Consider the following 11,720-nt stretch of genomic DNA (forward strand, 5'->3'; position numbering starts at 1 on the left):
ACCGGAAGACCCTATGGGAACCGCATCCAAAGCTCTGACATTGCTGAATTATTTCAGCCGCGCCCACTCTCAGATTGGACTAAGCGATCTGGCGCGCCTATCGGGAATGAACAAGGCGACCGTCTATCGCCTGATGGGTGAATTGGCGGATCATGGATTCGTTGAACAGATCGGTGCGGGGCGTGAATATCGTCTTGGCCCAGCCTTTCTGCGGCTCGCAGCCTTGCGTGAGAAGGCCGTTCCCATGCGCGAATTGGCGCTGGCTGAACTGACAAAACTCAGCGAGCTGACCGGCGAAACATCACATATGTCGCTCTTGAATGGCGAGGTCCTGTCCAACCTTACCTATAGCTACGCACACAAGCATGGCACGATGGTGATGATGGAAGACGCCGAGGTGCTCGAACTGCACTCGACTGGATCGGGCCTAGCCGTCTTGGCCTTCTCCCCCGCCCCCTTCGTCGACGCCATTCTCAGCAAACCACTTATCGCGCGCACCCCTGAAACCGTCACTGATCCCGCAGCCATTCAAGCTTTGCTGCCAAAAATTCGCCAACGCGGAATGGCATGGTCGATCGGCGGCTATGAACGGGATGTCTATTCCCATGCCGTGCCGATTTTCGACGCCGGATCGCATTGTATCGGAGCGATGGCGGTCGCGGCCCCGGTATCCCGCATGACCGACGAGCTGCGCGCCACGATCCAAACCGAACTTGCCCTTGCAGCCCGGCGCACGACGCGCGTGCTTGGGGGCTTCCCGCCTGACAGTTTTCCAAAATTCAAACCCACAGACTCTCCTGTAGAAAGCGAGCTGACATGAAAGATTCCAACTTTCTGAAAGAAAAGAACGCCCGTTCGCTCTGGCATCCGATGGCGCATCCCGCCGACAGCCTTCAGAATCCGCCCACCATCATCACCGGCGCATCCGGCGTGAAGATCAAGGACGTAGACGGGCACGAGGTCGTCGACGCCGTGGGCGGGTTGTGGAACGTGAACCTTGGCTTTTCGAACCAGCCGATCAAGGATGCAATTTCGGCCCAGCTGGACACCCTGCCCTATTATTCGACCTTCCGCGGAACCACCAATGACAAGGTGATTGAGCTGTCGGAAATCCTGCGTGATTTCTTTGCGCCGGACGGACTGACCCGCGCGTTTTATACCTCGGGCGGGTCGGACAGCGTTGAGACCGCTCTTCGTCTTGCACGCCAGTATCACAAGGTGAAGGGCGACGCTGGCCGCACCAAGTTCCTGAGCCTGAAGAAGGGTTATCACGGCACCCATATGGGCGGCGCATCGGTGAACGGGAATGCCAACTTCCGCACCCAATACGAACCGCTTCTGCCCGGCTGCTATCACATCCCGGCGCCGTATACCTATCGCAACCCGTTCAACGAAACGGATCCCGAGCGTCTGGCCCAACTGTGCCTGCAAGCGATGGAAGACGAGATCGCGTTCCAAGGTGCGAACACCATCGCTGCCATGATCATGGAGCCCATTCTGGGCGCTGGCGGCGTCATCCCTCCCCATGAAAGCTTCATGCCCGGCGTGCGCGAGATCTGTTCGAAACACGGCATTCTGCTGATCGCGGACGAGGTCATCACCGCCTTTGGCCGCACCGGTGGCTGGTCGGGCAGCCGGTACTGGGGCGTGCAGCCAGATTTCATGTGTACCGCCAAAGCAATCACCAACGGCTATTTCCCCTTTGGCGCGGTGATGATCGCGGACCACGTGGTTGAAACCTTCGAGAAGGACACCACAGGAGCCGCTGCTATCGGCCACGGCTACACCTATTCGGGCCATCCGGTCGGGGCGGCCGCTGCGGTTGCCTGTATGGAAGAAACCGTACGCCTGAAGGTGAACGAGAACGCCGCTGCTCGTGGAGCCGAGCTGTTCGCAGGTCTGCAGGAATTGGCCGCCGAACACGATATCATCGGAGATGTGCGTGGCGGCCACGGGTTGATGTGCGCGCTGGAGCTCGTCTCGGACCGCGCCACCAAAGCGTCCATTGACAAAAAGACCATCGGCACATTGCAAGAGGTCGCCTATCAGAACGGCGCGATGGTGCGTGTCTCTGGCCCGAACGTCATCATGTCGCCGCCACTGGTGCTGACGTCGGACGATGTGCAGACCATCCTGACCGCGCTGAAGGCGGGTTTCGCCGCCGTTTAACCCGCAGACATTGAACGCACAAAGGCCGCCCCAAACGGGCGGCCTTTATCTATGCTGGTCGATTAAAATAGGAAAGCCGTCAGGATCGGTGACGACAAAGCTGCCCGGCCCCTCTGCCCCGCCCTGTTCCTGCGCGACCGCGATCCCTGCTGCTGCAAGCTGCGCCTTGATCGCACGCACATCGTCAAACGGGTCGACATTGGTGGCGTTCTGATCCCAGCCGGGATTGAAGGTCAGCATCGCGCCTTCGAACATCCCCTGAAACAGCCCGACCAAAGTGTCGCCGTTCTTCATGATCAGATAGTTGTGTTCTTCCGTGCCGGCGTAGGCCGTGAAGCCCAGCGCCTCGTAAAACACGCGCGAGGCGGCCAGATCTTTGACGCCAAGGCTGACCGAAAACGCTCCGAGTTGCATGATGTGATCCTCCCTTTGCTTTGAGTGTAGCACAGGAAGGGATCACACCAGATTCAGACCGGGACGATCAGCCGAATACCGTCCAAGTCATCCGAGGCTTCGATCTGGCACGACAGGCGTGAAGCGTCAGTGACTTCCCCGTCCGCCATGTCCAGCATGGCCTCTTCGAAATCGCCCTTTTCGCCGGTTTTGGACAACCAGTCGCCGTCCACTTGCACATGACAGGTCGCGCAGGACAGAGAGCCTCCGCATTCGCCTTGAATGCCAGCGATATTGTTCGCTTGGGCGGCTTCCATCAGGTTCACGCCCGTCTGGACGTCAGCCACAACTTCCTCGCCCCCAGGCAAGACCCAGGTTACTTTCATCTCGTATCTCCTTGTTTTTGCTACGCCTTGATCAAAGTCGATTAAGCGGGATCAGAATTCGCCGCCTCTCAATCAGCTAGGCGCTGATTTCGAACACGATTTCTGATGCGCATTTGGTTTGGTGAAATCGACATTGATCTAGACGAAGTTCACATAAAAATCGCGCAGCCCGTCACCTTCGAGATCACGGGTTTTGATGACCTCTTTGCGCTTCATGAAAATGTGGTTATCGACCAGCAGACGCCCCACGCGGTCGCCCAGCACGGTGTCAGCCTCCAGATCATTCATTGCAACCTTCAGGTTCACCGCCGTGCCCTCCTTGGCCTCGGTCCGGTCAAACCCATCGCCGCCCTCGATGGGACCGAGCGGGTAGTTGTTTTCCAATCCCAGAAGCGACGCCTGCAACACCGCAGCCACCGCCGTATAGGGGTTCGCCGTGGCGTCTGCCATCCGGTGCTCCAACCGTGATTTCGCGCCACCCTCGCCGGAAATCCGGGTGGTGACGTTTCGGTGATCCCCGCCCCAGTTGCGCCAATAGCCAGATAGCGATCCCGGCTGCAGACGCTGGTACGAGTTTGTCGTCGGTGCCACCAATCCGGCCAGCCCCTTGTGGTGATGCATCAGGCCCGAGATACAGCCGCGCGCCAGATCGTTCATGTGATCTGGTCCGCCGACGGGGCCATTGTCCAACGCATTGCCGCCCGAGCGATCACGGAAGCTGTAATTGATATGCATACCCGACCCGCCTGCCTCGGCAATCGGTTTGGGCATGAAGGTCAGGACAAGCCCGTGCTCCAGCGCCACTTCGCGGGCCATCTGGCGGAACAGCACAATGTCGTCCACATGCTTCAGCGCCTCGTCAAAGGTCAGCGTGAACTCGAACTGCGGGCTATCGTATTCGCCCGTCATCATCTCAAGGTTAAAGCCCAGCTTCTCGGCGCGTTCCCAAATGTCATCGGTAAAGCGCAGCGGGTCGGTAAACGGTCCTGTGCCATAGACCACGCCCCCCGGCGCGTCATAGGGCACAAGGCGGCCGATTTCGTTGGCCATCAGGGCAAAGCACTCCAGCTCGATCCCCACCATCGGAGTCAATCCGCGTTCTTCCCACGCCGCAATCGCACGCTTCAGGGCCTGACGGCCGCACAGCTCCAAAGGCACGCCGTCTTGGTCATACAGGTCACCGATGACAATCTGCGTCGAGGCCTCCCACCCCTCGCGAATGTCTTCGGCCCGCCAGCGCAGTTCCATATCCGGCAGACCTTCCTTCATCATCGCGCCCGGCGCATCCAGAAGGTCCTTGTCGTAATGCACGCCATACGTAGACCGGCAGAACCGCGTCTCGCCCGTACCGATTTTCGAGCCGGGCAGGTATTTGCCGCGCAGAATGCTTAGGTGATCAAGCCATAAGGCCCGCAAACGATCTTTCATGTATCCTCCCTGCCCGGTTTTCCGGGTCACCCCGCGGGGTTATTTGGCCTGCATGGTGACAGGCAATTCCTTGATCCCACCCACGAAATTCGAGCGCAGGAATTTGTGGTCGCCGGCAGGTTCCACCATTTTCACACGTTTCGCCAGTTCTTCGAACAGAACCCGCACCTCGAGCCGCGCCAGATGCATGCCAAGACATACATGTGGGCCGCCCTGCCCGAAGGACATGTGACGGTTGGGGCTGCGGAACAGATCAACGCGGTTGGGATCGTCAAACACCTGTTCATCGCGGTTGGCGGATGACCACCAGTAAAGAACCTTGTCGCCTTCCTTGATAAGCTTCCCGTGCATTTCATGATCGCGCGTGGCGGTGCGGCGGAAGTAAAGCGCGGGCGTGGCCCAGCGGATAATCTCATCCGGCGCGGTGGCCCAGATATCCCCGCCCTCTTGCATCTGACCGAGCAGTTCCTGCTGATGCGCCATCGCCTGAATGCCCGCGGCAATCGAATAGCGTGTGGTATCATTCCCCGCCGCTACCAGCAGACAGAAAAAGTTGCGAAACTCCTGCTCTGGCATCACGTTGCCGTCCTTGTCTGGCTGCAGGATCATATGCAGCACGCCGTCTGTGTCGCCCTTGCGGTTCTTTTCCTCGATCAGACGCTTGGCATAGTCAAAGAGCTCAGCTCCGGCGGGCGAGTTGAACGGCATCATGCGGTATTCGTCCGTCTCCATCTTGTCCAGGACGTGATCGGTAAAATCCGGGTCGGTGTTGGCGATCAGCGCGTCGCCTTTTTCAACCAACCACGGCAGATCCTCGACCGGCGTCCCGATGATCCGGCCCAGCATCATCATGGGCAGTTGGCGGGCGATCATCTTCGTGGCATCGAACGTGCCAGCCTCAAGAGCAGCGTCCAGAATTGGGTGGCACAGCTCGCGGATCTGATCCTCGAACCCGGCAACGACAGGGCGCGAGAAGGCTTTCCCCACCTTCACGCGGGTCTTCATATGCTCAGGAGGATCGGTTTCCTGAAAGGTCCGGCGGGCCAGATATTCCTCGTATGTCTGGTCCTCCATCCGGATCCCGCGGGCCGAGGACATCAGCTCGTAATTCCGGTTCAGCTCGGTGATATCGGCGTGACGCACCACGTTCCAGAAGCCTTCGCCCCCGTCCCAATCGGTCCAGCTCAGCGGGTCTTCCCGACGCAGGCGTGCAAAGGTGTTATGCGGGGCGCCATTCACAAAGGTGTCGTGGCTGGACAGATCCGCAAATCCATCATCCTGTGGGGTCCAAACGGTCATGCGCACCTCCGTGGCGTTTTTATATTGTACTTAGCGCGTCTATAAATATATTAAGGAACATGTTAAGTATGTAAAGGGCGAATTCATGCGCATCGCAATTCTGATGGCAAACACGGATGAAAGCAGCTTTGCCGACCAACACCCAAAGGACGGCGAAAAGTGGACCGCGCTGCTGGCTCATCAGCGTCCGGACTGGGATTATGTGACCTTCTCTGTGAAGGACGGTGATTTCCCGCAAGACCTTGAGAGCTTTGATGGTTTCGTGATTACCGGCAGCCCAGCTTCAGTCCATGATACTGCCGCGTGGGTCGGGCAGCTCTCAGAGCTGATCCGCACACTGCACGCCCAACAAAGACCGCTATTTGGTGCTTGCTTCGGACATCAGGCCATTGCGAAAGCCCTTGGCGGCAAAGTCGAGACCAACCCGGGCGGATGGGTTTTTGGATCAACTGAGATGGAGATCAGCACGCCTGCCCCGTGGGTCGATGCGCAGCAATTCCGGCTCTATGGCGCCCATATCGAGCAGGTGACCCAGATGCCAGAGGGCGCCACAAACATTATGACGTCTGAAGGATGTCCGATTGGTGGGTTTCGCATGGAAGATCATGTCTTCACCACGCAGAACCATCCTGAAATGACACCAGACTTCATCGCGGCCTTGATCGACGAATTGGAAGAAGAAAAGCCCGCCGAGGTGATCGCGTCCGCCCGTGACACGCTTTCAAATCCAGCCAACGGCCCGCAATTTGCCGATTGGATCGTCAGGTTCTTCGAACACGCAGCAACGGCCAAATCCTAACCAAGTGCCGCCAGCAGATCCGTCACGGTCACCCGATCAAACAGAACATGTTCAGTCATCAAGGCGCGTGCCTTTTCGGCGTCATGGGCAAGGATCAACTCGGCAATCTGGCGATGCTCGCGCGCGCTTTCGGCAATCGCGCCGGGGTTGCGATAGCGGGCACGATAATAGGCCAACAGCTTGCGCCCGTTCATCTTGATCATGTCCAAAAGGAACGGATTGCCCGCCGCCTCGGCCACCGTTTTATGGAACGAGAGGTTTAGCGCATAGTACCCATTCGGGTCGCCATCCCCCTTGTCGCGGGCATGGGCTTCGCAGGCTTCGACGATCCGCATCAAGGACGCGCCATCTTTGGCCGCAATCCGACGCGCGGCCAGGCCTGCCGCCTGCCCTTCCAGCTGAGCGTTCACTTCGAGTATAGCCAGAAACTCTTCGAAGCTGGGCTTGAACAGCACCGCCCCTTTACGCGGAGGGCGCACGACCAGCCCCATTGCTTCAAGCCGCAACAACGCCTCGCGAAGCGGGGTACGCGATACCTCGTATTGCGCGATCAGCGCATTCTCATCGATCGTTTCTCCGGGCGACAACTCGCCCCTGTCGATAGACGTCAGGATTGCATTCAGAACGATTTCAGTTTGACCAGCCATGCGGGCAGTTAAGCAAATCCTGCGCTGATTTCCAGCTTTCGCTGACATTCCGTGCTATATTTCAATAGGTACAATCCGACGTCCCCCGCGCAATCCACGTTTCTGCGCCAATTCTGGACATATTTTAATAGCGGGCTGGCCCTATTTTCGTTCTCGAATTCCGAGAAGATATTTGATCAAAGAATCTCTGTTCCCACGGCCCGCTTCGCACGGGGAACCTTCAGCACCGGAGGACGTCATGGACGGTCAAATCAAAGAAAACGATATCAGCCACGTTGTCGAGGCCGACAAGGCCCATGTTTGGCACCACCTGACACAGCACAAACCCTTCGAAACCGGTGAACCACGCATCATCGTGGAAGGCAAAGGCATGCGCGTTTGGGACCAGAACGGCAAAGAATACATCGACGCCGTTTCGGGTGGCGTGTGGACCGTGAATGTTGGTTATGGCCGCGAAACCATCGCGGACGTCGTACGTGACCAGCTGGTGAAGATGAACTATTTCGCCGCCGCCGCGGGTTCGATCCCCGGTGCGCTGTTTTCCGAGAAGCTGATCGAAAAGATGCCGGGCATGAGCCGCGTCTACATCACGAACTCGGGCTCGGAAGCGAACGAAAAAGCGTTCAAGATGATCCGCCAGATCGCCCACAAGAAATACGACGGCAAGAAAACCAAGATCCTCTATCGCGACCGCGACTATCACGGTTCGACCCTTGCCACCATGTCGGCCGGCGGTCAGGACGAGCGCAACGCCCAATACGGTCCCTTCGCACCGGACTTCATCCGCGTGCCGCACTGCATGGAATACCGCAAGCACGAACTGGGGCTGGAGCATCTGTCGGGGGCCGAGTTCGGCCGCGCCGCAGCTGACGCCATCGAAGATGTCATTCTGCGTGAAGGCCCGGAAACCGTTGGCGCCCTGTGCCTTGAACCCATCACCGCAGGTGGTGGCGTGATCGAAGCGCCCGAGGGCTATTGGCCGCGCGTGCAAGAGATCTGCGAGAAATACGACATCCTGCTGCATATCGACGAAGTCGTCTGCGGCCTGGGCCGCACCGGTACCTGGTTCGGCTATCAGCACTATGGCATCAAGCCGGACTTCGTCACCATGGCGAAGGGCGTCGCCTCGGGCTATGCGGCGATTGCCTGCTGCGTGACCACCGAGCGCGTGTTTGACATGTTCAAAGAAGACGCCTCGGACCCGATGGGCTATTTCCGTGACATCTCGACCTTTGGTGGCTGCACCGCCGGCCCCGTCGCCGCGCTGGAGAACCTGCGCATCATCGAGGACGAGGGCCTCTTGGAGAACACCACCAAGATGGGCGAACGCATGCTGGCAAACCTGAACGCTCTGGCCGAGAAGCACGCGGTCATCGGCGACGTGCGCGGCAAGGGCCTGTTCCTTGGGGCTGAGCTGGTCAAAGACCGCGAAACCAAGGAACCGGTTACCGAAGCCGAAGTCGGCGCTGTGGTTGCAGATTGTGGCGCGCAAGGCGTGATCATCGGCGCGACCAACCGTTCGCTGCCGGGCCGCAACAACACGCTGTGCTTCAGCCCGGCCCTGATCGCGACCGAACAAGATATCGACCGGATCTGCGAGGCCGTCGACAACGCTCTGACCAAGGTTTTCGGCTGACATAGCTGCCCTTTGGCATCATAGTTCATAGAAAGGCGGCCCTGTCACCGGGGCCGCCTTTTTCGTGAGACATAGAAGGATACTGCCATGTGGCCCGCGCCCATTACCCTGACCGGAGATCACGTGATCCTCGCCCCTCTTAGCATGGACCACGCGCCTGCCTTAAAAGAGGCCAGCGCTGATGGAACGCTGCACCGCCTATGGTACACCTCGATCCCCAAGCCAGAAGACATGGAGACCGAAATCACCAGGCGCCTATCCTTGCAACAGGCCGGTTCGATGCTGCCCTTTTGCGTGATGACACCCAATGGCACGCCCGTTGGCATGACGACCTTCATGAACATCGACGCCACCAACAAACGGGTCGAGATCGGCTCGACCTGGTATCGGAAATCCGTGCAACGCAGCCTTCTGAACGCCGAGGCGAAAAGGCTGCTTCTGTCTTATGCCTTCGACGATCTTGGATGTATCGCTGTCGAGCTTCGCACCCATTTCATGAACCACCAAAGCCGGGCCGCCATCGAAAGGCTGGGCGCCAAACTGGACGGTGTGCTGCGCAGCCACATGGATCAAGGCAACGGAGTTTTGCGCGATACGGCCGTGTATTCGATCATCGCATCAGAATGGCCCGCCGTTCGGGCAAACCTAACCTGGCGGCTTGAGAAACCCAGAAAATAAGGGGCGTCACCAACACGTGACCCTTTGGGGCTGGACAATTAACCAGTTTGTTCTATATTTGTTCCCATGCAGTAAGAACAAAGGAACGCGCTATGGCCCAGTCCCAAAGCCTGCCCCCGACGCCAAAACAGACGGATTATGCCCGCACGATTGCCTCAAAGCTGGGCGCGGCAATTCCGGCAGATGTGGCGCAGGATCGTGCTGCCTTGTCAGGCTGGATTGGAGAACACCAAGCCCGCCTGAAAGCCCGTGCAGCGCAGCCGCTTGACACACGAGCGACCTCGAAACAGGTGGCCTATGCAGAACGGATCGCACGCGCCAAACGCCGATCTGTCCCAGACGAGTGCTTTCGAGATGCAGGTTTGATGTCGGCCTGGATTTCGTCAAATCGCTAAAGCGTTTCTCATCAACCCGACACATCGGGATGGTGAGAAACGTCGCAACATCACTAAATTTGAGGGACGGTTTTCGCAAAACCCGTACCAGGTTTTACAAAAACCGCTTTAAGAAGTTGAGTATATCCAGATTGCGTCCCAACTAGGTCCAATATAAGGTGCCCTCTATGGCAGCACCTGTAGAGACATTCTTTCTGGACCCCGACGCCCAAGGCACGCTTCAGGCGCAGATACAGCAAATGATCGCCGAAGCCATCCTGTCCGGGCGCCTGCCCCGCGGGGAAAAACTGCCCTCGACCCGGAAATTGTCAACGCATCTGGGCGTCAGCCGGATCACTGTCACGCTGGCCTATACCGAACTTCAGGCGAACGACTACCTGTCGTCCAAGGGGCGGTCCGGCTTCTATGTCTCGGAAAACGCGCCAGAACCGCCCAGCTTCCAGCCCCGTGCACGGGGCGAAGACAAGGTCGACTGGCATCGTGCCATCGGCAACCACTTCACCGGTGGCAGCACGCCCAATAAACCGCAGAACTGGCGGCAGCAGAAATATCCCTTCATCTATGGGCAAACCGATCCCAAACTGTTTGACCACAACGCTTGGCGCCTCTGTGCCCTGCGTGCGCTTGGCCACAAAGACCATGAAGTGATGATGGGCGATTACTATGATCAGGATGATCCGCAGCTGATCGAATTCATCGCTCGCCACATCTTGCCTCGTCGCGGCATTCTGGCCCGACCGGAAGAAATTCTAATCACATTGGGCGCGCAAAACGCGCTGTGGATGGCCGCACAGATCCTTTTGACCCAGCGCCGGACCGCTGCAATTGAGGACCCATGTTATTACTCGCTGCGTGACGTCCTGACCCAAAGCCGCTGCCATCTGGTCGACATCCCGGTTGACCGCGACGGCCTGCCACCCGAGGCCTTACCGGATGGCACCGATGTCATCTTCACGACCCCTAGCCATCACAGTCCGACAACGGCCACTATGTCAATTGAGCGGCGCAAGACCCTTCTTACGCGCGCCAAGGAATTGGACGCGGTAATCGTTGAGGACGACTATGATTTCGAGATGTCGTTCTTGAAGCCCCCCTCGCCCGCGCTGAAATCCTTGGACCGCGAAGGGCGCGTGATCTACGTGGGAAGTTTCTCGAAATCGCTGTTTCCGGGGCTTCGCCTTGGCTACATGGTCGGGTCCGAACCCTTCATCCGCGAAGCGCGCGCGCTGCGCTCGGCCGTGCTGCGCCACCCGCCCGGATTGATCCAACGCACCGTCGCCTATTTCCTGTCCTTGGGCCACTACGATGCCCTGATCCGCCGCATGGGGGGCGCGTATCAGGAAAGGCGCGAAGTGATGAACCAAGCCATCGACGATGTGGGCCTGAGTATTGCAGGGCGCGGTGTTTTTGGCGGATCGGCCTTCTGGATGCGCGCGCCAGAAGGGGTGGATATGGGACGATTGGCAGGCCAGCTCAACGCCAAGGGTGTCTTGATCGAACCCGGCACACCCTTCTTCCGCGGCCCCAACCAGCCCACCAATTTCTATCGGATCGCCTATAGCTCGATTCCAGCCTCACGCATTCCCGAGGGGATATCCCTGATTGCAGACGAGATCACAGCAGCCGTAAAATCTGGCGCCAGATAGCTAAGACAACTGGCCCTATAGGCATAGGGGCCCGCTGCCTAAAAAAGAGTCAGGAAAACCGACAGGGCGGACGAAGTGCTTTCGCCACCCCACCACCATTTCAAGGGAGAGCGTCACAATGAAAATGACGACAGAAGAAGCCTTCGTAAAAGTGCTTCAGATGCATGGGATTGAGCATGCGTTTGGTATTATCGGGTCGGCGATGATGCCGATTTCGGACATCTTCCCGGACGCTGGCATCACC

The 11,720-nt window shown here is 58.4% G+C and carries 13 protein-coding genes; 8 read left to right on the forward strand and 5 right to left on the reverse strand.

Annotated elements, in window-relative coordinates:
- The first annotated feature begins 13 nt into the window (after positions 1-13).
- Together MWU53_RS06750 and MWU53_RS06755 are read left to right on the forward strand one after the other, a co-directional pair.
- Positions 14-820: an IclR family transcriptional regulator gene (locus tag MWU53_RS06750; RefSeq protein ID WP_247091692.1), complete on the forward strand. Its 807-nt coding sequence runs from the start codon at positions 14-16 to the stop codon at positions 818-820.
- Positions 817-2,169 carry an aspartate aminotransferase family protein gene (locus tag MWU53_RS06755; protein ID WP_247091695.1) on the forward strand — a complete coding sequence of 451 codons (1,353 nt, stop codon included), beginning with the start codon at positions 817-819 and terminating at the stop codon, positions 2,167-2,169. Before MWU53_RS06750 ends, MWU53_RS06755 begins: the two co-directional genes overlap by 4 nt.
- 45 nt (positions 2,170-2,214) lie before the next feature.
- On the opposite strand, the gene MWU53_RS06760 is transcribed toward MWU53_RS06755, so the two are convergent.
- The 4 genes from MWU53_RS06760 to MWU53_RS06775 all read right to left on the reverse strand — a co-directional run bounded on the left by MWU53_RS06760 (position 2,215) and on the right by MWU53_RS06775 (position 5,675).
- Positions 2,215-2,583, reverse strand: a complete 369-nt coding sequence (locus MWU53_RS06760; RefSeq protein ID WP_247091698.1) for a VOC family protein — start codon at positions 2,581-2,583, stop codon at positions 2,215-2,217.
- Between the two features lie 53 nt (positions 2,584-2,636).
- Positions 2,637-2,948 carry a 2Fe-2S iron-sulfur cluster-binding protein gene (locus MWU53_RS06765; protein ID WP_247091701.1) on the reverse strand — a complete coding sequence of 104 codons (312 nt, stop codon included), beginning with the start codon at positions 2,946-2,948 and terminating at the stop codon, positions 2,637-2,639.
- A gap of 138 nt (positions 2,949-3,086) precedes the next feature.
- On the reverse strand, positions 3,087-4,376 hold the full coding sequence (locus MWU53_RS06770; protein WP_247091704.1) for a glutamine synthetase family protein: 1,290 nt from the start codon (positions 4,374-4,376) through the stop codon (positions 3,087-3,089).
- 39 nt (positions 4,377-4,415) lie between these two features.
- A complete protein-coding gene (locus MWU53_RS06775; protein ID WP_247091707.1) occupies positions 4,416-5,675 on the reverse strand; it encodes a cytochrome P450 in 1,260 nt (419 codons plus the stop codon).
- A gap of 85 nt (positions 5,676-5,760) precedes the next feature.
- Between MWU53_RS06775 and MWU53_RS06780 the strand changes: the two genes are divergently transcribed.
- Positions 5,761-6,474, forward strand: a complete 714-nt coding sequence (locus tag MWU53_RS06780) for a type 1 glutamine amidotransferase (RefSeq protein WP_247091710.1) — start codon at positions 5,761-5,763, stop codon at positions 6,472-6,474.
- On the opposite strand, the gene MWU53_RS06785 is transcribed toward MWU53_RS06780, so the two are convergent.
- Positions 6,471-7,121, reverse strand: a complete 651-nt coding sequence (locus MWU53_RS06785) for a GntR family transcriptional regulator (protein WP_247091713.1) — start codon at positions 7,119-7,121, stop codon at positions 6,471-6,473. The two genes, MWU53_RS06780 and MWU53_RS06785, sit on opposite strands and share 4 nt — an antisense overlap.
- Before the next feature lie 238 nt (positions 7,122-7,359).
- Between MWU53_RS06785 and MWU53_RS06790 the strand changes: the two genes are divergently transcribed.
- The 5 genes from MWU53_RS06790 to MWU53_RS15985 all read left to right on the forward strand — a co-directional run.
- Positions 7,360-8,757, forward strand: coding sequence for an aminotransferase class III-fold pyridoxal phosphate-dependent enzyme (locus MWU53_RS06790; RefSeq protein ID WP_247091716.1), 1,398 nt, complete (start codon positions 7,360-7,362; stop codon positions 8,755-8,757).
- 87 nt (positions 8,758-8,844) lie between these two features.
- On the forward strand, positions 8,845-9,435 hold the full coding sequence (locus tag MWU53_RS06795; RefSeq protein ID WP_247091719.1) for a GNAT family protein: 591 nt from the start codon (positions 8,845-8,847) through the stop codon (positions 9,433-9,435).
- A gap of 92 nt (positions 9,436-9,527) precedes the next feature.
- Positions 9,528-9,830, forward strand: a complete 303-nt coding sequence (locus tag MWU53_RS06800; protein WP_247091722.1) for a hypothetical protein — start codon at positions 9,528-9,530, stop codon at positions 9,828-9,830.
- A 167-nt stretch (positions 9,831-9,997) separates the two neighbouring features.
- A complete protein-coding gene (locus tag MWU53_RS06805) occupies positions 9,998-11,476 on the forward strand; it encodes a PLP-dependent aminotransferase family protein (RefSeq protein ID WP_247091725.1) in 1,479 nt (492 codons plus the stop codon).
- Positions 11,477-11,594: 118 nt separating this feature from the next.
- A partial coding sequence (locus MWU53_RS15985; protein WP_348647029.1) for a thiamine pyrophosphate-binding protein occupies positions 11,595-11,720 on the forward strand: 126 nt, incomplete at its 3' end.

The organism is Aliiroseovarius sp. S1123 (assembly GCF_023015885.1).
GTDB lineage: Bacteria > Pseudomonadota > Alphaproteobacteria > Rhodobacterales > Rhodobacteraceae > Aliiroseovarius.

Coding starts and splice junctions, on each gene's coding strand:
- MWU53_RS06770 (WP_247091704.1), bottom strand. CDS start 4,376: ATGAAAGATCGTTTGCGGGCCTTATGGCTTGATCACCTAAGCATTCTG.
- MWU53_RS06775 (WP_247091707.1), bottom strand. CDS start 5,675: ATGACCGTTTGGACCCCACAGGATGATGGATTTGCGGATCTGTCCAGC.
- MWU53_RS06755 (WP_247091695.1), top strand. CDS start 817: ATGAAAGATTCCAACTTTCTGAAAGAAAAGAACGCCCGTTCGCTCTGG.
- MWU53_RS06795 (WP_247091719.1), top strand. CDS start 8,845: ATGTGGCCCGCGCCCATTACCCTGACCGGAGATCACGTGATCCTCGCC.
- MWU53_RS06750 (WP_247091692.1), top strand. CDS start 14: ATGGGAACCGCATCCAAAGCTCTGACATTGCTGAATTATTTCAGCCGC.
- MWU53_RS06780 (WP_247091710.1), top strand. CDS start 5,761: ATGCGCATCGCAATTCTGATGGCAAACACGGATGAAAGCAGCTTTGCC.
- MWU53_RS06790 (WP_247091716.1), top strand. CDS start 7,360: ATGGACGGTCAAATCAAAGAAAACGATATCAGCCACGTTGTCGAGGCC.
- MWU53_RS06785 (WP_247091713.1), bottom strand. CDS start 7,121: ATGGCTGGTCAAACTGAAATCGTTCTGAATGCAATCCTGACGTCTATC.
- MWU53_RS06760 (WP_247091698.1), bottom strand. CDS start 2,583: ATGCAACTCGGAGCGTTTTCGGTCAGCCTTGGCGTCAAAGATCTGGCC.
- MWU53_RS06800 (WP_247091722.1), top strand. CDS start 9,528: ATGGCCCAGTCCCAAAGCCTGCCCCCGACGCCAAAACAGACGGATTAT.
- MWU53_RS06805 (WP_247091725.1), top strand. CDS start 9,998: ATGGCAGCACCTGTAGAGACATTCTTTCTGGACCCCGACGCCCAAGGC.
- MWU53_RS06765 (WP_247091701.1), bottom strand. CDS start 2,948: ATGAAAGTAACCTGGGTCTTGCCTGGGGGCGAGGAAGTTGTGGCTGAC.